Here is a 23,934-nt window from a genome sequence, read left to right as displayed (position 1 = left end):
TGGACTATAGGGCTAAGCTTGTCTAGCGGCGCGTTATTAGAGCCGCATGTCCAGACGAACGAGGTCCCCCCGATAGACTCCCTTGGACAAGAGAATGAGGCGTCCTCGATCATCGACGGCCGATCGATCGACGAGGCACACAGGCGCGTTCAGCGGAAGCTCGAGCAGCGCGGACATTTCGAGATCGGCGGCGCCGATGACGATCGTCTGATGCGCGTGGCTGATGTTGCGCGGTAAGAAGGTCGCCAGACGCATCGCCGTCGTGCTGCTCAGAGCTTCACGGGGGATGAGGGGAAAGAACTCCGCATCGATGAACACGTCGGCCACCAGGAAGATCTGCCCCTCACGCGAATGACGCCGCCTCAGCCGTCGATATCGTGACGTCGGCGTGCCGATATCGTGAAAACGCCGCGGTAAAAGGCTTACATCTTCCTCTTCCAGCACCTCGATGACGGCGCCCTCTCGCGCATTCAGAAGCCCGCGCCAATCCGTGGTCATGTCGAGCCAAAGATGTTGGCGCTTTTGCGCGTTGACGAAAGTCCCCTTCGCCCTAAAGCGACTGATCAGGGCATCGCTCTCGAGGATGCCGAGCGCTTGGCGAATGGTGGCGCGCGCCACGCCATGTTGCGCAGCCAATTCGTCGACTGTCGGGATCTGACCACCTGCCGGCCAATGGCCGGACTCGATGTGACGGCGAAACAGCGTCGCCAGCTGGACATACCGGGCAACGTTGCTGCGCGAGAGGTCCGGCTTGACCGGGGACATTGTGCGGCTAGGCATGGCAGGACTGCTGGGTCAAAATAATCAATAGGCTAGACATATGACCTTTTTCCTTCTAAGGCGAGAAGCATCATAACGCTGCAAGACGGGAAACGCCCAGGTGTCTCATGTCCATTTCCGGCGAGGCCGGCCGTGAAGCTGCATTGGTCCCCTCGCTCGCCCTACGTCCGCAAGGTGATGATTGCCGCGCACGAGCTCGGTCTCGCAGAGCGCATCACCTGCGTGCGCAGCGTCGCAGCCTTGCCGACGCCGAATCCCATCATCATGGCGGACAATCCCCTGAGCAAGATCCCGACCCTGGTCCTGGACAACGGAGATGTCCTGCAGGATTCGCGGACGATCGTCGAATATCTCGATAGTCTGGCAGGACCGGGCGTGCTGGTCCCGCGCGAGGGACCGGCGCGCTGGCGGGCTCTCAGCCGACAGGCCCTTGCGGACGGCCTGCTTGACCTCCTGATCCTGTGGCGAAACGAGCGCGCCAAACCGGAAGAGCGACAGACCGAGGCCTGGCTCAAGGCGTTCGCAACCAAGGTGAACGCGACCTTCGACCGGTTCGAACAACAGGCGGCGGATACGCTGACGTCGAGCTTCGGCATCGGCGAGATCGCGCTTGGCTGTGCGCTGTCCTATGCCGATTTCCGTTTTGCGGAGCTGAACTGGCGAACCGGACGTCCGCATCTCGCCAAATGGCACGAAAGCTTTGCCGTCCGCCCATCCGCGCAAGCCACGGAGGCCGTCGATGACTGACGACACTCGACTGGCCGAGCGCAGCGGTCCGCTCAGTCATATCCGCGTTCTCGATCTCAGCCGCATCATGGCGGCCCCCTGGGCGACGCAGATCCTGGCCGATCTCGGTGCGGATGTGATCAAGGTCGAACGGCCGGAAACCGGCGACGATACGCGCAGCTGGGGCCCACCCTTCCTGCGAGACGCCGAGGGGCGGACCACCAAGGATGCAGGGTATTTCCTCGCCGTCAATCGCGGCAAACGGTCGATCACCGTGGACATCGCGCAGCCGAAGGGACAGGCCATCGTGCGGCAGCTCGCGGCAAAGGCCGATATCGTCATCGAGAACTTCAAGGCCGGCGCGCTCGCTCGCTACGGACTGGACGCGAGTTCGCTTCGTGGGCTCAACCCCGCGCTGATCTACTGCTCCGTGACAGGTTTCGGTCAGGACGGACCGCGCCGCGATCAGGCCGCTTATGATTTCGCCATCCAGGCGATGGGCGGGCTCATGAGCATTACCGGCGAACGCGACGGCCGTCCCGGAGCCGGTCCGCAGAAGGTGGGCATCCCCATCATCGACCTGATGACAGGCATGTACGCAGCGGTCGCGATCCTGGCCGCGCTGGCGCGCGCCGCGGAGACCCGGCGAGGCGAGACCATCGATCTTGCGATGCTCGACGTTTCGGCGGCGATCCTCGCAAACCAGGCGATGAACCATCTGCTCACCGGCCGCATCCCGACGCGTGGCGGCAACCAGCACCCCAATATCCAGCCGCAGGACGTGTTTGCCTGCGCGGACGGCACCTTCGTCCTCGCGGTTGGCAACGACGGCCAGTTTGCCAAGCTGTGCTCGGTCCTCGGCAAGCCCGAATGGGCCAGCGATCCAAGGTTCAGCACCAACGCCGCGCGCGTGACCAACAACGCCGCGCTGACCGAGTTGCTCGGCGCGCAGTTCGCCGGGCGGACACGGCGGGAGATCGTCGCCGCCCTCGACGAGGCCGGCGTCCCGGCGGCCCCGATCAACACGGTCGACCAGGTCCTGGCCGACGCGCAGGTTCGACACCGGGGGATGCTTCAGCATCTGTCTCACCCCATTGCCGGAAGCTTGCCCCAGATCGTCAGCCCGATCCGGATGCAGGACGCTCCGCTCCGCTTCGACCGCGCGCCTCCAACGCTCGGGCAGCACACACGCTCAGTTCTCGGAGAGATCGGCTTCAGCGAAACCGAGATCGCGGCGCTCGCCGCCGAGGGCGTTGTATGAGCACCGACAGAAAGGGAGCGTCCTGCCACGAGGCGCGCATTCCGCTCCTGAGCGCCGAGGAGATGAGTCCCGCGCAGCGGCAAATCTATGATCAGGTCGTATCGGGGCCGCGCGGCCAGATGATCGGTCCGCTCCGCGCCGCGATTCACAGTCCGGAGCTCGCCGCGCTCTGGTCCAAATTTGGCGAGTTCCTGCGCTACCGCACATGTCTGCCGCCGCGATTGAACGAGCTCGCCATCCTCGTCACGGCGCGACGCTGGACCAGTCAGGTCGAATGGTGGGTGCACGCCCGCGCCTGTGCTACGGCGGGAATGCCCGAAACGGTGGTCGAGGCCATCGGCGCCAAGCGCACACCTGTCTTCTCCGAGGCGGCGGATCTGGAAGTCTACGAATTTGCGCGGACCCTGCAGCAGAGCGGCCAAGTCGACGAGGAAATCTACAACGCGATTCAGCGACGCTGGAAAACCCGCGGCGTGGTCGAGCTGACGGCCGTCATCGGCTACTACACGATGGTCGCAATCACGCTCAATGCGCACCGATTGCCGCTGCCCGAGGGCATCGATGAACTGCCGTCGGAAAGCGACCTCGTCATCCTTCCACCGGGACGGCTCGGAGCGGCTTCATGAGCGGTGGGGCAATCATGACCATCCCTGCCCCGCCCGCCTCTGCGCCCTCACGCGCCCTTCCCCCGGACGCCTGCGACGCACATAGCCACGTCTTCGGGCCTTTCGATCGCTTTCCGCCGATCGAACGGTCCGTCTACGCACTTCCGGAGGCGAGCCCCGAGATTCATGCAGCTATTCGTCGCGCGATCGGCGCCGCGCGCGGCGTGCTGACGCAGCCGGCGCCGTATGCCAACGATCCAGGCGCCATGCTGGCTGCGATCGCGGGTGCTCCCCAGACCCTGCGCGGAGTCGCGGTGACGAACGATTCCATCGACGATGCAACGCTCGAGCGCTGGCGCGCCGGCGGCATTGTCGGGTTGCGCTTCACCGAGATGCGGACGCCGTCCGGCGAACGTTATCCCGGCAGCGTCGGCTTTCCCGCGCTTCGAGCCCTGGCGCCACGCATGCGCGAGATCGGCATGCACGCCCAGCTCTGGGCCAACGCATCTCAGCTCGCGGAGCATCTGCCCGTATTGCTAAGGCTCGGCGTGCCGCTCGTGATCGATCACATGGGTACCCCGGATCCACGCGAGGGTCCGGACGGGCCGGCCTTTGCGCGGATCGTCGATCTGCTCGCGGACGGCGCGCTGTGGATCAAGCTGGTGATCTGCCGGCTCTCCGCCGGCGGATCGGACCTTGCGCGCATCCGGCCCCTTCACGATCGCCTCGTCGAACGCGCCTCGCACCGGCTCGTGTGGGGCTCCGACTGGCCCTATGTCCGCATCCAGCCGGCGCCGGACGCCGGACACTTCGCCGACCTCGTTCAGGATTGGATCCAAGACGCCGAACTCATCAGGCGCATCCTGGTCGTGAACCCGGCCCAACTCTACGACTTCAATAATAACGAGGAGCAAGCATGAGAGGATTGGAAGATATCGAGCGCTTTCGTGTCACGGTCGAGGCTCATATCGCGACTGTCACGATCACCGCGCCACCGGTGAATGCCCAAGACCGTCGTTTCCGCGAGGAGTGCATTCGCGTCTTTGACGTACTCGGCGCAGACGTCGAGGTCCGCGCGATCGTCCTGACGGGCGACGGCAAGGCATTTTCCGCAGGTGCGGATCTTTCCGAGCGCCCCGGAATCCTGGCCGAGCCCGGCGGGTACTCGCGGCACAACCGGCTGGTTCGCGCCTCCTTCGATTGCGTGCTCGAATGTCCGAAGCCGGTGATTGCCGCGGTCAACGGCGCCGCGATCGGTGCGGGATGCGTCCTTGCCCTCGTCTGCGACATCCTCGTCGTTGCCGAGGAGGCGTTCCTGTCCATGACGGAAGTCGACTACGGTCTTGCCGGCGGTGTCCGTCACGTGCTGCGCGCCTTCAGCCCGTCCGATGCGCGATTGATGATCTACACGGCCAAGCGCATCTACGGACCCGAACTGCTGCGCATGAACGCGGCATCGCTGTGCGTGCCGAGGGCAAAGCTTCTCGAAGAAGCCACCGCCATTGCGCGGACCATCGCCGAGAAGGTTCCGCTCGCAGTCGTCGCCGCCAAACGCTCGTTCGGCCTGATCGAGGAAATGCCGCTGCGCGATGGCTATCGTTACGAGCAGAGCCAGACGGCAGCGCTCGCGGAAACCGAGGACACCAAGGAGGCGCTGGCGGCCTTCCGCGAAAAGCGGAAGCCGGTCTTCAAAGGCAGGTGAGATCATGTCGCAAGATGTCAACGGGGCAAATTATCGGCCCGAAATGATCCGTTATCCCTCGCGGCGCCGAGTTTGCAGTTCCGCACTCGACGCACGTGCTCCTGACCCATTGGGGGCCTGCTTGTAATGATGCTGCACCTTCTCCAATTCACGCCTCTCCGAGCTTCTCCGTGAACTCAGGAACTACCTCATAGAGGTCCGCCACCAGCCCATAATCGGCGACCTGGAAGATCGGCGCGTCCTCGTCCTTGTTGATCGCGACGATCACCTTGGAGTCCTTCATGCCGGCCAGATGCTGGATCGCGCCGGAAATGCCCACGGCGACATAGAGCTCGGGGGCCACGACCTTGCCGGTCTGGCCGACCTGCCAGTCGTTCGGCGCATAGCCGGCGTCGACCGCCGCGCGCGAGGCGCCGACGCCGGCCCCCAGCTTGTCGGCCAGCGGCTCGATGTACTTGGCGAAGTTCTCGCGGCTCTGCATGGCGCGGCCACCGGAGATGATGATCTTCGCCGAGGTCAGCTCGGGACGGTCGCTCTTGGCGACTTGTTCGCCGACGAAGGACGACAGACCCGGATCGGCCGCAGCCGCGACGCTCTCGACCGGCGCACTGCCGCCGGCAGCGGCGGCCGCGAAGGTGGAGGTACGGACCGTGATGACCTTCTTGGCGTCCTTCGACTTCACCGTCTGGATGGCGTTGCCGGCATAGATCGGACGCTCATAGGTGTCGAGGGCGACGACCTTGATGATCTCCGAGACCTGCATGACGTCGAGCAGCGCGGCGACGCGCGGCATCACGTTCTTGAAGCGCGAGGTCGCGGGCGCGACGATCGCGCCATAGGACGGGGCCAGCGAGACGATCAGCGCGGCCAGCGGCTCGGCGAGATCGTGCGCGTAAGCCTCGCCCTCGGCAACCAGCACCTTGGCGACACCAAGGAGCTTTGAGGCCCCCTCGGCCGCAGCCTTGGTGCCCTGTCCGCCACCGGCGACCAGCACGTGAACGTCGCCGCCAAGCTGAGAGGCCGCAGTGAGCGCCCTGTTGGTGGAGTCCTTGAGGACTTCGTGTTCGTGTTCAGCAATCAACAGAGTCGTCATCAGAGCACCCCGGCTTCGTTCTTGAGTTTCGACACCAGCTCGGCGACGTCCTTGACCTTGACGCCCGCCTTGCGGCCCGCCGGTTCAGTCGTCTTGAGAACCTCGAGACGCGCGGCGACGTCGACGCCGTAATCGGCGACGGTCTTCTCCGCGATCGGCTTCTTCTTCGCCTTCATGATGTTCGGCAGCGAGGCATAGCGCGGCTCGTTGAGACGAAGGTCGGTGGTGACGATCGCCGGTCCCTTCAGCTTGACGGTCTGCAGACCGCCGTCGACTTCGCGCGTGACCTTGAAGTCAGAACCTTCGACCTCGAGCTTGGAGGCGAATGTCGCCTGCGACCAGCCGAGCAGCGCGGCCAGCATCTGGCCGGTCTGGTTCGAGTCGTCGTCGATCGCCTGCTTGCCGAGGATGATCAGCCCCGGCTGCTCTTCGTCCGCGACCTTCTTCAGGATCTTGGCGACCGCGAGCGGCTCGACGGTGCCCTCGGCCTTCACCAGGATGCCGCGATCGGCGCCCATGGCGAGACCGGTGCGGATCGTCTCCGACGCCTGCGCGGGTCCAATCGAGACCACCACGACTTCGCTCGCCTTGCCGGCTTCCTTCAGACGCAGCGCTTCCTCGACCGCGATTTCGTCGAACGGGTTCATCGACATTTTGACGTTGGCGAGTTCAACGCCCGATCCATCGCCCTTGACGCGGACCTTGACGTTGTAATCGACCACCCGCTTTACCGGCACCAAGACCTTCATAAACACCTCGCTTCAGACACTTCAAACTCTGCTAAGACGACCAGAGCATTCGATAGATCGTTCACCCGGCATCTTGACTAGTTGCCAGGTCTCGTCGGAACGGGTTCACCCGCATAATTTCGTCCCCCAAGGTTCAACGGCGGTCGCCGCGAAGGCTTCCGCGATACCAAGATTTATGCCGCTGGTGCGACCGGCGACGAAGACCGACACTCCTTCGAATTCCATGACTGGTCTACCGATTCGTCTGTGAGACGGACGTGGTGTCGTGCAGCTGACGCCATTTTCTCAGCTCAGCCTTGGCCGTCTTCCCAATGTTGGCCCGGGGGAAGTCTTCCAGAACGTGAACCTCCCGCGGTATCTTGAAGTCGGCCAATAGACGTCTGCATTCGGCTCGAACGAGTTCCGCCACTTCGGTGTGGCTCTTGTCCTTCAGGACGCCACCGACCCTGATGAAAGCGATCGCGACTTCATCCAGCATCGGATGCGGCCAGGCGACCACCGCCGCTTCCTCGACTCCCTCAACGGTGCTGATAGCCCGCTCGATCTCGAGTGACGCGACGTTCTCACCGCCGATCTTGAGCATATCTTTGATGCGGTCCGCGAAGCGGACGTACCCGTTGTCGAGCAACGTCACCTGATCACCCGTCCGAAAGAAGCCGTGCTCGTCGAACGCATCTCGCGTGGCATCGGCGTTCCGATAATATTCTCGGAACAAGGAGACACCTCTGATGCCGCCTACGTGCAATGCGCCCGACCCGCCCGGTACGACGGGCTTGCCCTGCGGATCGAGAACGCGAATTCGATACTCCGGAGCGGGACGGCCAATCGCCCCGTATGGCACCGGCATGTGCGGGTAGCCGACGATACCTTGGGTCAACGTTTCCGTCATGCCCCACCAGCTCATCGGGCGGATACGGAATTTTTCGACTACGACCGGATCGGAGAACGCTATTCCCCAGTTCCGGAAGAAGTGCGATCGCGGGATGTCACCGTTGAGAAGTGCCCGATAGCAGAACGCGGTGATCGAACTCCAGGTACAGCGGTTGCTCAACGCCACGGCCCAAAAGCGGCTCGAAGAGAAGCGTGGTTGTAGCACCAACGTTGCGCCCGCCCACAGGCACGCCAACCACGAGTACGACAGCGCGTTCGTGTGGAACAAGGGCAACACCCAGTGATGCGTGTCCGTCGACAGCAAGGCTTCGTGCGTGGCACTGACCCTTGCGGCCCACAAGGCATTGGCATGGGTCCATAGCACAGCCTTTGGTCGCGCGGTGGTCCCCGACGTATATTGGATCGCCAGCGGATCCAACGGACCGACCTCACCGGGCCGACCTTCTTCGGCGTCGATCAGCAGACGGTTGAACTCCTCCTCCGCCTCGGGACGGTCGCCTGCGTCAAATGGCTGCCCGCAGTCGTTGTCGGTCACCGCCACCCATCCAAGCCTGGGACAGGCGTTCTTGACCAATTTGGCGTAGGCCGGTTGGGTGATAGCAGCGACCGGCTCGCTATGCGCCGCATAGTATCCGAGTTCCTCCTCCGACGAGCGCGTGTTGGTGGTAACCGCCACGGCGCCGGCTAGGCCGCACGCGGACCAGCTCAGAAGAAACTCCGGGCAATTGTCGAGGTGAATGACGATCCGGTCGCCTGGCCGAACCCCTCGCCGCCTCAACCCGGCGGCCAGTCGATTTGCCGCCGCGTAGAATTCCCTGTAACTCAACGTGATCGCAGGACGGTCGAACGGCTCGTAGACGATAAACGGATGGCTTCCACGCTCCTTCGCCTGCGTCGCGAGCAGCCAACCGAGGTTGAGACCTTCGAACGGATTGAGGCACTCCGGGGCGGAGCTTGCCATGACTCGTGCTTTCTAACCTGGAAGCGATTTCAGTCGCGCAGACCTTCTAAAGCGGCTCGAAGACCGGAAGCTTTCCGCCCTCAAAGTCCGAAAAGCAGAGGCGCACCCCCTGGCCAATCCGCACTTTGTTGAAGTCGCAATTGACAAGGTTGCTCAGCATGAGCGGCCCCTCCGCGAGTTCGATATAGGCGACCGCGTAAGGTACTGGCGCGCGACGCATGACCGAAAACGCATGGATCGTGCCCTCGCCTTGGGCGTCCCGCCACTCCGTCGAATCGCTGAAACAGTGGGGACAGATCGCCCGCGGATAGTAGTGATGCTTCTTGCAAGAGGAGCAGTATTTCAGCGCCAACCGCTTCTCGCGGGCAGATCTCCAGAACTCCTCCGTCTCCGGACTCGGAGTGGGAGCGATAATGTCTCGGGACTTGCTCATGCCGACTTTACTCCCGTTCGAGGATTAGGGTAGCGCTGCAGTGCTTATTGGCCAGCGCGCCGCCTCCGATGCCATTGACGAGCGCGAGCCGGCAGTCCTTGACCTGGACGGCGGCGTTCGCCTCGCCTCTCAACTGGCGCACGGCCTCAATCGCCTTGGTGATGCCCCCGCGGTTCGCCGGGTGATTGTTGCAGAGACCACCACCGTCCGTGTTGAAGGGAAGTCGCCCGACGCCGGAGATCAGATTGCCATCCGCGACGAATTTTCCGCCCTCACCCTTGGCACAAAAGCCGAGGTCTTCGAGCTGCGTAAGCACGGTTATGGTGAAGCTGTCGTAGATCGAGACGTAGTTAATGTCCTTCGGAGAGACTCCCGCCTCCGCGAAAGCCGCCGGGCCGGATCTTGCCGCCGCGGACGACGTCAAGTCGATCTGGCCGCCGGCGCTGTGCTTTACGGCTTCGGCCGCCCCACGTACTTTGACCAGCGGCTTCTTCAAGCTCCGCGCGATCTCGGGGCGCACGACAACGAGTGCACCGCCACCGTCGCTGATCACGCAGCAATCCAGGCGGTGCAAAGGTTCCGCGACGAGAGGCGAGTTGACCACGTCTTCAACGGTTACCACTTCTCGGAGCATTGCGTTCGGATTGTGCTGCGCGTGGTGCGACGCCGCGACCTTGATCCACGCGAGTTGTTCGGACGTGGTACCGAACTGATGCATGTGTCGCGCCGCCGACATCGCATAAAGATTGACAAGCGTCGCTCCGAAGGGTGCTTCGAACTGAACATCGGGCGCCGAGATGTTGTAGATTCGCGGGGTGGTGCCCGTCGCTACACCTTCCGATCGCGGACGACCGCCCAGGGTGATGAGCGCCACGTTGCACTTTCCGGCCGCGATGGCTTGAGCCGCATGACCAACGTCCAGGACGTAGCTCGTACCGCCGGCCTCGGTCCCGTCGTAGTGCCTGACGTTGAGGCCCAGATATTCGATCATCTGGACGCCGCCTGGCGCGTCCCCAGCGCAGAAATAGCCGTCGACGTCGGCCGCCGATAATCCACAATCGCGCAGGGCGCCGAGGGCCGATTCGGCGTGCAATTGCGCGACCGATTTGTCCGACGCCTTGCGGGTCGGATGTTCGTAGATTCCGGCGATGTACGCCTGATCTCGGATGCTCACTTCGAATACTCCGTCGCCTAAATCAAACCGGATCCCATCCGATGACGTCGCTCGTGCGATGCAGGGGCGAGAAGTTGCTCACCATTGCCGGCATGCCGTGTTCGGCGATCGTCTCCGGCGTCCAGCCTTCGCCGCGATGCATACCGCGAATCGGTCTCGTCTGATTGAAGAGATAGATCTCGTTCATACGCGAAGCGAAGATCTGACCCGACACATGCTTCGACAGATCGCTCGCGAGATACACCGCGAGCGGCGCGACTTTGTCCGGTCCCATCGCCTTGAGCCGCTCCACCCTACGGGCAGTCTCCTCGGAATCGGTCGGAATGGTCCCGATCAAGCGACTCCAGGCGAACGGCGCGATGCAGTTCGAGCGGACGTTGAAACGTTGCATGTCCATCGCGATGCCCTTCGACAGACCCACGATGCCCATTTTGGCAGCGGCATAGTTCGACTGGCCCAAATTACCGATCAGGCCTGAAGTCGAGGTGAAATGGATGAATGAGCCGCTGTTCTGATCCTTCATGTATGGCGCGGCGGCGCGCGCGACGTAGAAGCTGCCCAGAAGGTGAACCTTGATCACCATTTCGAAATCGACCACAGACATGCGATGAAAGATGCGGTCGCGCAGGATGCCCGCGTTGTTGACGACGCTGTCGATGTGACCGAAATTGTCGATCGCGGTCTGGATGATCCGATTGGCGCCGGCAGGTTCGGCTACGGTGTCGCCATTAGCCACCGCGATGCCGCCATCTCTCCTGATTTCATCTACGACCGCTTCCGCCGCGCTCTTATCCCCCGCCCCTTCACCATCGGGACTTCCGCCGAGGTCGTTGACAACGACTTTGCCTCCACATTTCGCCGCGAGCAGTGCGATTTCGCGCCCGATTCCCCGGCCAGCTCCGGTGACCACGATGACGCGGTCCTTCATGCAACCTTCGTTCGACACGTTCCCTCTCCTGCCCATGACTCCGGCTTTAGCCGCACAAAGACGGCCGCCCGACGCAATGTAATCTGTCTACAGTTTTCACATTAGTCAAGCGGGAGGGCGCATGACCGCGTCCCGTGCATGGTCAGGCGATGCTCAGATGCGGCGCTGCTCGCCGGCCCAGTACGGGTCTCGAAGGCGCCGCTTCAGAAGTTTGCCGGCGTCGTCGCGCGGCAGATGGTCCCGAAATTCGATCGCCTTCGGCATTTTGAACTTCGCGAGGCTTTTCGAGAGCTCCGCACGGATGACAGTGTCTGTTGTCGAGCCGTCCTGCACGACGAGCGCATGGACGGCCTCGCCATACTCGCGATCGGGTATTCCGATGACTGCGCAATCCAGCACAGCCGGAATGTTCAAGAGCGCGGCCTCGATCTCAGAAGGATAGATGTTGACCCCTCCGGAGATCACCATGTCTTTCCTGCGATCGCAGAGAAACAGATATCCATCGTGATCAAGATAACCGACGTCGCCACCCGTTATCAGTCCATTGCGCCCGATCTGGCGGCGTTCCTCGTCGCGCCGGTGGTAAGTAAAGTCAGGATAGAATTCGAGACCGATGTAGAGTTCGCCCGGCTCTCCTGGAGGCAATAGATTGCCTCTTTCATCGACGACTTCTATGCGAGCACCTTCAATCGCTCTGCCGACCGTGCCGGGATGGGCCAGCCATTCTTCGCTATTGCAGCTAGTGACAGCGCTGGATTCGGTTGTTCCGTACCATTCGTGGATGATCGGGCCGAACCATTCGATCATGGCCCGCTTGATGTCCGGCGGACAGGGCGCTGCCGCATGATAGACCGCCCTTAACGAACTGAGATCGTAGCGCCCCCTTACGTTCTCGGGCAACCGCAGCAGACGAACGAACATGGTCGGCACCATCACCACCGTGGAGATGCGATGCCTCTCCACCAATCGGAGGAAGTCCTCGGCCTCGTATTTCGGCATCAGAACGAGTTCGTCTGCGACTTGCAGGCCTCGCATCGCGAATACGTTCGGAGCGGCGTGGTACAGCGGAGCAGGAATCAGCAATCGAATTCCCGGTCGCAGACCGTAGATCTTTTCACGCATAGCCTCGATCCGCTGCCGCTGCGCCGGGGTCGGCAGATTGCGCCGGACTCCCTTCGGACGGCCCGTCGTCCCCGACGTGTAGATGATGCTCTCCGGCGCGGTGGCGGCCGCTTGGGTCAGCGGCGCCTGTTCGGAAATCCACGTCTCCCACCCTTTGAATCCTGCCCAATTGGAGCATTTCTCCTCTGGAATGTTGTAAGCCGACCTGACCTCTTCGGGCGCATCTGCGACGAGTACGGTCAAGCTGCTATCCCGAACGAGCTTCGGCGGCACGAGATCGAGCAGATCAGCATGCACAACGAGGACTTTGGCCTCGCAATCGCCGAGTACGTAGGCGATTTCCTCCGACGCGAGATGCCAGTTGAGAGGGACGGCATAGGCTCCAAGCCTCGCAGCGCCCGCGCAGGCTTCCAGAAAAGAGATGTCGTTGCGCATGAGGATCGCGAATGCGTCACCAGGACGCAGACCGAGCCTGCTCAACCCACCCGCGATACGCGCTATGCGCGCTGAAATCTCACCCTCGGTACGGACAGTGCTACCCGAGATGACGACCCGCTGCGACACGGCTTCCCCTTTCATTGGTAGCGCGCCAAGCCACTGTCGAGCACAACCAGGTTCCGCTCCACCACGCGGCAACGGAATCCCGCGACGCCCGAACCTTCCTTCCAGATTTCCGTGCGGATGGTTTCGCCGGGATAGACCGGGGCGGAAAAACGCACGTCGAGCTGGCGCAGGCGCGTGGCATCGTTGTCGCAAAGTGACCGGACCAAAGCCCGCCCCGCTACGCCGTACGTGCAGAGACCGTGAAGAATTGGACGATCGAATCCCGCCGCCCGCGCGACCGCAGGATCTCCATGCAATGGGTTGTAGTCGCCGTTGAGCCGATAGATCAGCGCGGAATGCTTCCAGGTCCGGAGATCGCAAGTCATGTCGGGCGCTGTTTCGGGCAGCTTGTGAGCGGGCTTCGCGGGCCCGCTGGGGCCTCCGAAGCCGCCGTCGGCCCTCGCGAAGCTCGAAAGACCAACCGTACAAACGAGCTCGCCGCTTTCCGCATCGAGAAGTTCACGCTTGATGTAGATCAGCGCGCCGCGACCCTGGCCCTTGTCGACGATTTCCTCGATGTGCTGCCGTCCGATCAGCTTGCCTGATGGCGGCAGCGGTCGATGGATCGTCAAGAACTGTTCCCCATGCAGCACATGGCGCCAGTCGACCCCAGTATCCGGTTCCTTCAGCCAAAATCCCGGAGAGCACAGAACCGTCGCCATCGTGGGCAAGGCTTGCATGTTCTCTTCGTAGGCAAAGCGAAGATCGCACGGATCAGTCGGATCGTCGCCGCAGCATACGCCCAATGCGTATAGGAGCGTGTCTCTCGTCCCATACTGCTGGACGATGTCTCCGAATTTGCGATTCTTCAGTTGGTCGTACGCAATGGCCATTTCGTGCTCCCGACTCAGCTCGCCGCCTGGACTGCAATTCCGTCTCGGATGAGACCGTCAACCTCCTCGGTCGTGAATCCCCAGCCTGTAAGTCCATCCCGGGTCTTCTGACCGGCCCTCACGGCAGGTCCCGTGACCTCCGGCTTGGTCCGACTGAACCGAGGGGCAGGTGTCGGCTGCACCACTCCTTCGATCTCCACGAAGTTTCCGCGCGCAACATTCTGCGGATGTGATGGCGCTTCGACCGCGCTGAGGACTGGAGCGAAGCAGGCATCAGTCCCCTCGAGCAGTCCGCACCATTCTTCTCGGGTCCTGGTCTTGAATACCGCCGCAAGTCGCTCGCGGAGGCGCTCCCAGCCCTCCGGATCGTTCTGATCGGGCAATTTCTCGCCGCTGACGCCCAATCGCTCCAGCAATTCCTTGTAGAACCGCGCCTCAATCGGTCCGACACTCACGAAGTGCCCGTCCTTCGTCTCATAGGTGTCGTACCAAGGCCGACCACCGTCGAGCAGGTTTTCTCCGCGCCGGTCCGTCCAGCCCTTCCGCGCAAGTGCTCCATAAAGAAAGCTGGTCAACGAGTTGACGCCGTCGAGAATTGCCGCATCTACGACTTGACCGCGCCCCGATCGCTCGCGCTCCCACAGGGCGCTGAGCATGCCAAAGAGCAAATACATGGATCCTCCGCCGAAATCGCCGACCAGGTTAAGGGGTGGCGTCGGCGCTTGCCCCGCCCGTCCGATGGCGTGAAGCGCGCCGGTCAGTGCGATGTAGTTGATGTCGTGCCCAGCCGCCTGGGCCAGCGGGCCATCCTGCCCCCATCCGGTCATGCGGCCATAGATCAGCCGCGGGTTGATCTGCTCGCAATGCGAAGGACCCAGGCCCAACCGCTCCATGACTCCGGGGCGGAATCCTTCGATCAGGATGTCCGCCTTGCTGACGAGTTGCAGGACGACCTTGACCCCCTCCGGCTCCTTCAGATCGAGCGCGACAGACGGGCGCCCCCTGTTGAGGATCTCGAAACGAGGTTCGCGTTCGTGGGCAGCCCCGACCGCGTCTGCCCGATCGATGCGAAGAACGTCTGCGCCCATATCGGATAACATCATCGCGCAGAACGGTCCCGGGCCCATCCCGGCCATCTCGATCACCTTCAGTCCCTTTAGCGGTCCCATGACGTCACACTCCGTTTCCTGCTCTTTCGACGGCGCCCGGCAGGGTGATCTCGTGCGTCCTCACGCAACGGACGCACGCGTCACCGCTCGGCTGCAATTCTGGTTTGACGAGACATACCGGCTGAGCGTATCCGCACCGCTCCCGAAACCGGCAGCCCGACGGCATGTTGCCGAGGCTGGGTACACGACCTCCGATCGACGGAAGCACCGTGCCGCGAATGCCCAGACTTGGCATCGAGCGAAACAAGCCGGACGTGTACGGGTGCCGTGGCGCACGATACACCGTCTCGATCGGAGAATCCTCGACGACCTGGCCGGCGTAAGCGATCAGGACCCTGGTGCAGAGCTCCGCAACGACGCCCAGATCGTGGGTAATGAAGATCAGAGCCGTTCCCGTGCTCTCGCTCAGCCTTTGCAGCAGATCGATGATCTGCGCCTGGACGGTGACGTCGAGCGCAGTCGTCGGCTCGTCGGCGATGAGCAGCCGCGGCTTGCAGATCAATGCCATCGCGATCATGACACGCTGCTGCATGCCGCCCGAGAGCGTGTGCGGATAATCGTCGTAGCGGCGGGCGGGCGATGGAATACCGACTTCGGCGAGCGCATCGATGACTTTGTTGCGTGCCTCGCGCTTTCCGATGGACATATGCGCTCGCAACGTCTCTGAGATCTGCTCGCCGATGGTAAAGACCGGATCAAGGGCCCGCATCGGCTCCTGAAAAATCATCGCGAGCCGGCGGCCCGAGATGGCCCGCAACTGAGACCGCTTCATCGCGATAAGATCGTTACCCTCGAAGTACGCCTTGCCGGTCACACGCGTGAGGAAACGAGGCAGCAAGCCGAGGAGCGCGAGCCCCGTCACGGTCTTGCCGCATCCGCTTTCGCCGACGATCCCGAGACGTTCGCCTGGGGCGAGGGAGAAGCTGATCGAATCCGTCGCCTGGACCTCGCCGGCTCCAGTGCGGAAAAAGACACTGAGATCTTCAACCTTGAGAAGAGGAGCGGCCGGGCTCTCGACGTCGAGGAGGCGTTTCATTGGGCTCTCAGCGGTTCTTCAAGGTCGGATCGAGGCGGACGCGCAGGTTTTCGCCGAGCGTATTGAAGGCCAGAGCCGTCAGCAGGATGGCCAGTCCGGGCGCATACATCTGCGACGGCTCGATCTCCATGTATTGATAGGCTCGCGCGAGCATCGCGCCCCAGCTCGGTTGTGGCGGCTGTACGCCAAGTCCCAGGAAGCTGAGGCTTGCCTCGGCCAGAAGTGCCGTCGCGAGAAGCAACGTGACCTGAACGATGACGGGCTGCACGGCATTGGGAAGGATGTGTCGGAACAGCAGTCTCGTCGTCGAGGCCCCGAAGCAGCGTCCCGCGTCGACATACAGTGCGCTCCGACAGATCAGCGTCTGCCCCCGCATCAGTCTTGCGATGGTAGGCGAAAAGACCAGACCAATTGCGATCATGCTGTTGGTCAACCCGACACCAAGTGCCCCGGTGACTCCGATCGCGAGCACGATTGCGGGGAATGACAGCATCGTGTCGATCACACGGCTGACGACGATGTCGATCCAGCCACCCGAGAAGCCGGCGATCAATCCGACGGGGAGCCCGATGACGCATGCCACAAGGACCGCCAGAAGACTGCCGAACAACGTCAACGGCGCCCCATAGATCAGTCGGCTGAAGACGTCTCGGCCGAGATCGTCCGCGCCAAGCAGATGGCTCCCGCTCGGCGGCGCCAGGAGGGCGGCGTAGTCTTGCTGGGTCGGTGAATATGGAGCTATCCACGGAGCGATTGCCGAAACCACGACCAGGATCAGCAGATAGGCGGCACTGATGTAGAAGCCGAAATGCCGGATCGAGATGTGTGGCGAAAGTCGCGCACGATGCGCCTGCGCCGTCATCGACGTTTCACCCTGGGATCGAGAACGGCATAGAGGATTTCAATCGCCAGGTTGACGAAAATTACGATCACGACCATCGCCAGCATCACGCCCTGCACGACTGGGAAGTCCTTCCCGGTCGCCGCACTGACGACAAGACTTCCCATGCCCGAGATGGCGAAGACGGCCTCGATCACAACGGTTCCGCCAAGGAGCCTGTTGAACAGAAGCCCGACCACGGTCAGCAGAGTCACGCTGATGTTCTTCAGGCCGTGCTTCCAGAAGATCGCGGACTGCGGAAGTCCCTTGGCCGCTAGCGTGCGCATGTGCTGCGACGCCTGGACTTCCATCAGCGCGCTTCGTGTCTGGCGCGCAACTTCGGCAACACCGCCGGCCGCGAGCGCCAGCGCAGGCAGGAACGCGTGGTAGAGCGCGTCGGCCGGGTTCTGCACGGGGTTGGTCATTCCAGAGACCGGAAGCCACTGGAACCGGAGGGCGAGAAACGACACCAGAATCATTGCCAACCAGAAGTTCGGCAGCGCTATGCCGACCGACGCCAAGGTCGTGACAACCGAATCCAGCGTCGATCGAGGCCTGAGCGAGGCGAAAACGCCGAGGGTGACGCCGATCGCCAATGACATGACCATGGCCAGCGAAACGATCAACAGCGTGACCGGCAACCTGTAGAGGATCGACTGCAGGACCGGTTCGCGGGAGAGCAGGGAGACAGACAAATCGCCATGGATCATCTTCCAGAACCACGTCGCGTACTGGATGATGATCGGCTGATCCAGCCCATACATCGACCTGATTTCCTCGATCCTTTCGGCCGTAGCAGACTCGCCCGCAAGCGTGATCGCGATGTCACCTGGAACCAGATGCATCAGTACGAACACGATAAAGGTTGCCGCGACAAGGATCGGCCCGGTCTGGAGAATGCTTGATCCAATCAGTCGAAAGACACGCCTGTCCCACATGTCGCGCTCCCTTGCACCCGTCAGTCGGCCAGAGAGACCTGCTCGAAGCGAGGCTTGCCCAGCATGTTCGGCTTGTAACCCTTGACGCGAGGAAGAGCTGCGTCGAGCTCGGGTTGAAGAAGCAACGGCACGTACAACGCATTGTCCCGAACGATCCTGAGGACCTTGCCGATGGCCTCTTTCCGGCCTTCGATGTCGAAGATCGTCCGACAGTCCGACATCGCCTGCTCGAGATCAGGCGTCCCCCATATCCGAGACGCATTGATGAATGATTTTGCGTCGAACATGATGCTGAAGAACTGGCTCGGATCCGTACGCCCCGTGTACACGGACAGCGCGGCATGACCGAGCTTCTCTCCCATGAACTTCGCGCCGAGTTCGTTGACGGGGACGCTTAGCAGCTTGATCCGGATGTTCGCCTTCTTGAACTGTTCGGCCAGCACCTCCCCTCGCTGCATGGAGCGCTGGTCGTTGTTGACGAACATCTCGACATCGACACCGGACGCAAGTCCGGCTTCCGCCAACAGTTTCTTGGCGAGATCCGGATCGTACTGATAGCTGCCCTCGAGCTCCTTGTTGTAAGCCCAATGCGATGTCGGCAGCGTCTGAATGGTCGGCTCGCCCAGTCCGGCCATCGTGACCTGGTTCAGCTCCTGACGATTGACGGCGTGGCACATCGCAAGCCGAACCTTCAAATTGTCGAACGGCGGCTTGGCGTAGTTCAGGTAGATCTGGTAGGTCGCAACGGTCTGGCCTTGTGCGACGACCAGGCCCGACCGATCGATCAGCAGCTTTTGCTGAGGTGCGAGCTGGAAAATAAAGTCGTTCTGCTTCGCAATGACAGTTCGCAGACCTGTATTCACCTCGGGGATTACCGACATCTCGATCTGATCGACGCTTGGCTTCTGCCCCCAATAGTCCTCGTGACGGGCGTAACTGAGTTTCTCGGCGTCGCGCCAGACCGTTACACGCCAAGGCCCGGTGCCGACCGGCGCGCGATCGTATTGCTCGCCCTTTTCCTTGACGGCCGTCGGCGAGGACATCATGCCGGCTCGGTCCGACAGCACGGCGAGCAGGACGACGTCGGGCTCCGAAAGCCTGAGGGTGACCTGATTGGCGCCCGTGACTTCGATTGATTTGACGAAGATCAGGTCGATCTTCACACGTGAGCGGTCGTCTGTCCGTGCGCGTTCGAGATTGAAACGGATCGCTTCCGCATCCATCGGCGTCCCGTCGTGGAATTTGACACCGGACCTCAGATTGAGCACGAGCGTCAACGGGTCCGGATAGGACCAGGACTCGGCAAGACCGGGTTTCGGCAGCAGGGTGTCCAGGTCGGTATTGATCAACGTTTCGAATGCCGGGAACAGCATCGTATGGTCGCCGCCATGCCGGCCCGCGATCGGATCCATGCTGGTCGGATTGTGCGGCGTCACCACTTTCAGTGTTCCGCCGCGCTTGGACTCCTGGGCTGCCACGATGGTCGCAGATAGCGGGTGCGCACTACCGACGATTGTGCCGGACATCAGGGCGAGCCAGTGCCTGCGCGTTAATTGGATCCGACGTCCGCTGTCCTCGTTACCTTTCCCCATCGTTTTCTCCCGCGCTGTTTTATTTTGATTGGGTTTTCTGATTTTGACCGGCGAAGTGACAAGCGACCCAATGTCCGGATTCGGCGCTTCGCCAGACCGGTACTTCGGCTGCGCATAGTGCCGTCGCCTGCGGACACCGGCTCTGAAACGCGCATCCGTCGGGATAGGAGATCGCGTTCGGGATCTCGCCCGTCAGCGCCGGCTGTCGCTTCTCCCGCAACGACGCCGGCACGGGCGATGGCCGCGAGCGAAGCAAGGCCTGGGTGTATGGGTGCATGGGAGACGCGAGGAGTTGCTCGACAGGGCTGACCTCCACGAGCCGCCCCAAATACATAACGGCGACGCGGTCGCTGATGTGCGCTACCACGTTCAGGTCGTGCGAGATGAACACGTAGGTCAGTCCCAGCCGGTACTTGAGCTCGGAAAAGAGATTGATGATCTCCGCCTGGATCGACACGTCGAGCGCGGCGACCGCCTCGTCGCATACGACAAGCTTCGGCTGCATGGTCAGAACGCGCGCGATATTGACGCGCTGCTTCTGGCCACCCGACAGCTGGTGCGGATAGCGACCCGCAAAGTCCGAACCAAGTCCGACTTGCTCGAGGCACGTCATGGCCGCCTGGTTGCGGTCCTGGCTGCTTCCGACGCCAGCGATATCGAGCGGCTCCCGAACGCTCTGGAGCACCGTCATCCGTGGGTTCAGCGCGCCCTCGGGATCTTGAAAGACGATCTGATAGCCGCGCCTGACGCTCCGGAACTCGCGGCTCCGCAGCTTGGCGAGAACGACACCGTCGTGGAGGACGGTCCCCTCGGTCGGATTGAGCAAACCGACCAGCACGCGGGCCACGGTCGATTTTCCGGATCCGGATTCGCCGATGATCCCGAACACCTCGCCCGCATTCACATCGAAGCTTACGCCGTTGACCGCCCGCAAGACGTCGTGACGGCCAAGTTGGAAATGGACGTGGAGATCTTCAACGGCGATCAGCGGCGACCTGTCCGTCTGCCCCTGGAGGCGCCCTGCGGTCGAACTTTGTAGCGGCGTGATTTCGATCACCATACCCATGCGATGAACCTTCAATCGCACCAGGCCGAACCGGGCGGGTCTTCGTCCAGGCGTCTGTTGCCCTTCGTATTGATGCGATCGCGCTGCCTGACGACCTGCAAGCCGGCCATCAGCCACGCGCGCGACTGGAGCGGATCAATGACATCGTCGATCGAGAGGTATGGCGCGGTGTTGAGCGCACTTCCGCGGTCATGAAGCTCGGCGACCATCTGGCGCACGCGCGCCTGACGTTCGGCCTCGCTCGGAAAAGCCTCCAGCTCCTTGCGGTAGGCGAGCTTCACATGCCCCTCGAGCCCCATCTTCCCAAAATGACCGGTCGGCCAGGCGACACAGAACATCTGCTCGTAGGAATTGCCGCCGACCATCGCAACCGCACCGAGCCCATAGGCCTTTCGAACGACGATCGTGAACAGCGGAACTGTGAGCTTGGAGCCGCCGACGAACATCCGGCCCGCGCTTCGCACGAGGCCGCTCTTTTCCGCCTCGGGACCAACCATGAAGCCCGGCGTATCGCAAAGAGTCAGGAGAGGAATTCCGAGCGACTCGACCAGGCCGAGAAACCGCGCGGCTTTTTCCGAGCCGTCGGTGTCAATGGCGCCGGCCAAATGCGCGGGGTTGTTCGCGACGACCGCGAAGGCGTGTCCCTCGACGCGTATGAATCCGGTGATGATTCCCACGCCGAACTTCGGCCGGAGTTCAAGAAACGAACCGGTGTCTGCAAGCAGATCGATCACCTGCCGCATATCGTAGGCCCTGCGTGGCTCTTCAGGTATGATATGCCGCAGCAAACGCTGGTCGCTGCTAGTCCAACTCGCCTTGCTCCCCTGGACGTAGGAGAGGAACTGCTTGGCAACGGAGACCGCTTCTTCCTCGTCGCGCACGACGACGTCGATGACGCCGTTGCGTGACTGGACAGACACCGGGCCTACCTCGTCGGCGGGCACGATGCCCAGTCCGCCGCCTTCGATCATCGCGGGCCCGCCCATTCCGATCGAGGCATTTTCCGTCGCGATGACCAGATCCGCGCAGGACAGCAGCGCTGCGTTGCCTGCGAAGCAGCGGCCGGACGCGATGGCGACGATCGGGACCTCCCCGCTCAATCGCGCCATTCCCCAGAATGTCGCGTTGTAGAGCTTCAATCCGGTCCGATCGTCGGTATCGCCCGGGCGACCACCCCCGCCCTCCGCGAACATGATGACCGGTAGCTGCCACTTCGTCGCAAGGCGAATGATCCGGCGCTTCTTCGTATGGGCTATGTAGCCCTGGGTGCCGGCGAAAACCGTATAGTCGTACGCCAGGACGGCACATCTCGTCTTGTCTGCGCCGAATAGGTCCGCGTTCACGGTCCCGACGCCCGTGATCAGACCGTCCGCAGGACTGACCTCCTGCAATTCCTCGATGCTCCGTCGCGAGCGCTGCGCAGCGACGGCGAGCCCGCCGTACTCGAGGAAGCTTCCCTCATCACACAAATCCGCAACGTTCTCCCGCGCCGTCCTCTGGCCGGTCTTCCGGCGCCGGGCGACTGCCTCGGGGCGAGCCTCGTCCATCAGGCGCTCGTGGGCCGATAGTACACGGGCCAAGTCGCTTCGGATCTCGTCGAGACCACGCTGGTCGTCGGCGACACCGTGATCGGCCTGCTCGGAATCGTTCGCCACGAGGAACAGCAGCGGCTCGCCTTCGAGCAAGGAGTCGCCCTCCTTCGCTGCGAGAGCGACGATTGTGCCCCCGACATCGGCCTGGATGACGAATTCCATCTTCATCGATTCGGTGACGGCTAATGGCTGTCCCGCCAAGACCGTGTCGCCCTCGCGGACCTGGATTTCGACGATCCGGCAGGTTGCCGGCGTCGCAACTGCAAGAGAGCCGGCCGGCTGGCGGATATCCCGGGTCTCTTCGCAGCTTCGGTCGCCATGGGCCTGATCGAAGTGAAGGACGGGATGGGACTCATTGTTCGACCCGGCAAGATCCTGCATGTGCTCGTCGATGAAGCGCGTGTGAACGCGATTCTCTTCGACTTCCCTGCGGCGAAGAAGATTTCTCAGGAACTGGAGGTTGGTCGCGATTCCATCGATGCGGGTCTCGCACAAGGCGCGATAGGCCTTGCGAACAATTGCGTCATATCCGCCCGACGGAACATGGACGATTATTTTTGCCAGCAAAGAGTCGAAGCTCACGCTGTTCCGGAAGCCTGCATAGCCAGCCGTATCGATGCGTATGCCGGGTCCGGACGGCAATTCGAACGCCCGCAATTCGCCCGCGGCAGGTGCGATCGACCCATCCGGCTGCAGGCTTTCCATGTTGACGCGGAGCTGCAGGGCGATACCGCGAGGTTTCATGGGATCGGGGAGCGTTTCCTGCCCGAGATGGCCGCCGGCAGCCAGACGCAGTTGAAGCTGGACGAGGTCGACGCCTGTGACTTCCTCTGTCACCGTATGCTCGACTTGCAGGCGCGGATTGACTTCCATGAACAAGATCCGATCCTTGTCGGATCGCTCACCCGAGCAGACCAGGAATTCGAAGGTACCGAGACCTCGGTATCTGACGCGCCGGCCCAGGCGCTCACTTGCCTGGTACAGCGCCTCCCGCGTTTCCCGGGAGAGACCCGGCGATGGCGCCAGTTCGACGAGCTTCTGGTGGCGCCGCTGCAGGCTACATTCACGCTCGCCGAGGATCGCTATCTCGCCCGTGCCATCGCCGACCAGTTGCACCTCGACATGCCTGGCGCCTTCGATCAATTCCTCGGCGAACACCCTATCGTCTCCGAAAGAGGCTTTTGCCTCGGATCGGCAGCGTTCAAAAGCGGCTGCCACTTCGGCGGCAGACCGCGCGATACGGATGCCGCGACCACCTCCACCTGCGACCGCCTTCAGAAGGATCGCGCCGTTGTCCTGCTTCGCGAAGAACGCAGCGGCTTCCTCCGTAGTCGACAGCTCAGGACTTCCGTTTGGGAACGGCACGCGACAGGCCGCCGCCAGTTCGCGTGCTTCCGCCTTGTTCCCGAAGATGCGCAATGTTTGCGGCGACGGGCCGACGAAGATCAGCCCCTCGACTTCGCAGCGTTCCGCGAAGTCAGCCCGCTCGCTGAGAAATCCGTATCCGGGATGCACCATGGTGCAACCGCTTTGCCGCGCAATCTCGATCATCCTTTCGATGTCGAGATATGCCGCAGCCCCCTGTCGACCGAGACGGACGGAGACGTCTCCCTTCTTCGTGTGCAGGCACGACGCGTCATCGGCGGAGTACACGACGACGCTTTGCCAGCCGATCTCGGAAATCGCACGACAGATCCGAACCGCTATCTCGCCGCGATTGGCGACGAGCACCTTGTGCGGCTGACCAATCGACGCGGCACGACTCACCATCGAGATTTCCGATCGCATTTGAAGCGTGGA

General features: G+C 62.4%; 21 protein-coding genes. 5 read left to right on the top strand and 16 right to left on the bottom strand.

The genetic code is table 11. The features are described 5' to 3' along the window. Nucleotides 1–36: 36 nt before the first annotated feature. Nucleotides 37–780 (bottom strand): GntR family transcriptional regulator, encoded by a 744-nt coding sequence (locus JQ635_RS25380; protein ID WP_246583744.1) that lies wholly within the window; start codon nt 778–780, stop codon nt 37–39. Nucleotides 781–912: 132 nt separating this feature from the next. Here JQ635_RS25380 and JQ635_RS25375 point away from each other — a divergent pair, with 132 nt between their 5' ends. Genes JQ635_RS25375 through JQ635_RS25355 form a run of 5 tightly spaced genes read left to right on the top strand, consistent with a single transcriptional unit; the run spans nt 913 to nt 5,074 of the window. After that, nucleotides 913–1,527, top strand: a complete 615-nt coding sequence (locus tag JQ635_RS25375; RefSeq protein WP_211412501.1) for a glutathione S-transferase family protein — start codon at nt 913–915, stop codon at nt 1,525–1,527. Continuing rightward, nucleotides 1,520–2,767, top strand: a complete 1,248-nt coding sequence (locus JQ635_RS25370; protein WP_211412500.1) for a CaiB/BaiF CoA transferase family protein — start codon at nt 1,520–1,522, stop codon at nt 2,765–2,767. Before JQ635_RS25375 ends, JQ635_RS25370 begins: the two co-directional genes overlap by 8 nt. Then, a complete protein-coding gene (locus tag JQ635_RS25365; RefSeq protein WP_211412499.1) occupies nt 2,764–3,393 on the top strand; it encodes a carboxymuconolactone decarboxylase family protein in 630 nt (209 codons plus the stop codon). The genes JQ635_RS25370 and JQ635_RS25365 overlap by 4 nt, the downstream gene beginning before the upstream one ends. A gap of 14 nt (nt 3,394–3,407) precedes the next feature. After that, nucleotides 3,408–4,292, top strand: coding sequence for an amidohydrolase family protein (locus tag JQ635_RS25360; RefSeq protein WP_211412498.1), 885 nt, complete (start codon nt 3,408–3,410; stop codon nt 4,290–4,292). Further along, on the top strand, nt 4,289–5,074 hold the full coding sequence (locus JQ635_RS25355) for an enoyl-CoA hydratase/isomerase family protein (RefSeq protein ID WP_211412497.1): 786 nt from the start codon (nt 4,289–4,291) through the stop codon (nt 5,072–5,074). The genes JQ635_RS25360 and JQ635_RS25355 overlap by 4 nt, the downstream gene beginning before the upstream one ends. Nucleotides 5,075–5,222: 148 nt before the next feature. Here JQ635_RS25355 and JQ635_RS25350 read toward each other — a convergent pair whose 3' ends face one another. From JQ635_RS25350 to JQ635_RS25280, 15 genes are all read right to left on the bottom strand, one after another. Beyond that, complete coding sequence (locus JQ635_RS25350; protein WP_211412496.1) at nt 5,223–6,167, bottom strand: electron transfer flavoprotein subunit alpha/FixB family protein; 945 nt, start codon at nt 6,165–6,167, stop codon at nt 5,223–5,225. Then, a complete protein-coding gene (locus JQ635_RS25345; protein ID WP_211412495.1) occupies nt 6,167–6,916 on the bottom strand; it encodes an electron transfer flavoprotein subunit beta/FixA family protein in 750 nt (249 codons plus the stop codon). The genes JQ635_RS25350 and JQ635_RS25345 overlap by 1 nt, the downstream gene beginning before the upstream one ends. Nucleotides 6,917–7,148: 232 nt before the next feature. Continuing rightward, on the bottom strand, nt 7,149–8,768 hold the full coding sequence (locus JQ635_RS25340) for an AMP-binding protein (RefSeq protein ID WP_211412494.1): 1,620 nt from the start codon (nt 8,766–8,768) through the stop codon (nt 7,149–7,151). 46 nt (nt 8,769–8,814) lie between these two features. Beyond that, a complete protein-coding gene (locus JQ635_RS25335) occupies nt 8,815–9,201 on the bottom strand; it encodes a Zn-ribbon domain-containing OB-fold protein (RefSeq protein WP_211412493.1) in 387 nt (128 codons plus the stop codon). 7 nt (nt 9,202–9,208) lie between these two features. Continuing rightward, on the bottom strand, nt 9,209–10,375 hold the full coding sequence (locus JQ635_RS25330) for a thiolase domain-containing protein (protein ID WP_211412492.1): 1,167 nt from the start codon (nt 10,373–10,375) through the stop codon (nt 9,209–9,211). Nucleotides 10,376–10,397: 22 nt separating this feature from the next. Further along, nucleotides 10,398–11,303 (bottom strand): SDR family NAD(P)-dependent oxidoreductase, encoded by a 906-nt coding sequence (locus tag JQ635_RS25325; protein ID WP_211412491.1) that lies wholly within the window; start codon nt 11,301–11,303, stop codon nt 10,398–10,400. A 153-nt stretch (nt 11,304–11,456) separates the two neighbouring features. Continuing rightward, nucleotides 11,457–13,004 carry an acyl-CoA synthetase gene (locus tag JQ635_RS25320; protein ID WP_211412490.1) on the bottom strand — a complete coding sequence of 516 codons (1,548 nt, stop codon included), beginning with the start codon at nt 13,002–13,004 and terminating at the stop codon, nt 11,457–11,459. Next, a complete protein-coding gene (locus tag JQ635_RS25315) occupies nt 13,001–13,861 on the bottom strand; it encodes a MaoC/PaaZ C-terminal domain-containing protein (protein WP_211412489.1) in 861 nt (286 codons plus the stop codon). The genes JQ635_RS25320 and JQ635_RS25315 overlap by 4 nt, the downstream gene beginning before the upstream one ends. 14 nt (nt 13,862–13,875) lie before the next feature. Further along, nucleotides 13,876–15,030, bottom strand: coding sequence for a CaiB/BaiF CoA transferase family protein (locus tag JQ635_RS25310; RefSeq protein ID WP_211412488.1), 1,155 nt, complete (start codon nt 15,028–15,030; stop codon nt 13,876–13,878). Between the two features lie 4 nt (nt 15,031–15,034). Then, nucleotides 15,035–16,066: an ABC transporter ATP-binding protein gene (locus JQ635_RS25305; RefSeq protein ID WP_211412487.1), complete on the bottom strand. Its 1,032-nt coding sequence runs from the start codon at nt 16,064–16,066 to the stop codon at nt 15,035–15,037. A 7-nt stretch (nt 16,067–16,073) separates the two neighbouring features. Further along, nucleotides 16,074–16,928 (bottom strand): ABC transporter permease, encoded by an 855-nt coding sequence (locus tag JQ635_RS25300; RefSeq protein ID WP_211412486.1) that lies wholly within the window; start codon nt 16,926–16,928, stop codon nt 16,074–16,076. Next, nucleotides 16,925–17,884 carry an ABC transporter permease gene (locus JQ635_RS25295; RefSeq protein ID WP_211412485.1) on the bottom strand — a complete coding sequence of 320 codons (960 nt, stop codon included), beginning with the start codon at nt 17,882–17,884 and terminating at the stop codon, nt 16,925–16,927. Before JQ635_RS25295 ends, JQ635_RS25300 begins: the two co-directional genes overlap by 4 nt. Nucleotides 17,885–17,904: 20 nt before the next feature. Next, nucleotides 17,905–19,410: an ABC transporter substrate-binding protein gene (locus JQ635_RS25290; RefSeq protein WP_211412484.1), complete on the bottom strand. Its 1,506-nt coding sequence runs from the start codon at nt 19,408–19,410 to the stop codon at nt 17,905–17,907. Between the two features lie 85 nt (nt 19,411–19,495). Beyond that, nucleotides 19,496–20,542: an ABC transporter ATP-binding protein gene (locus JQ635_RS25285; protein ID WP_246583743.1), complete on the bottom strand. Its 1,047-nt coding sequence runs from the start codon at nt 20,540–20,542 to the stop codon at nt 19,496–19,498. A gap of 11 nt (nt 20,543–20,553) precedes the next feature. Continuing rightward, nucleotides 20,554–23,904, bottom strand: a complete 3,351-nt coding sequence (locus JQ635_RS25280; protein WP_211412483.1) for an acetyl-CoA carboxylase family protein — start codon at nt 23,902–23,904, stop codon at nt 20,554–20,556. Nucleotides 23,905–23,934 lie beyond the last annotated feature (30 nt).

It is taken from the genome of Bradyrhizobium iriomotense (assembly GCF_018130765.1).
Taxonomy (GTDB): Bacteria; Pseudomonadota; Alphaproteobacteria; order Rhizobiales; family Xanthobacteraceae; genus Bradyrhizobium; species Bradyrhizobium iriomotense_A.
This window is presented reverse-complemented; position numbering and strand designations above follow the sequence as displayed.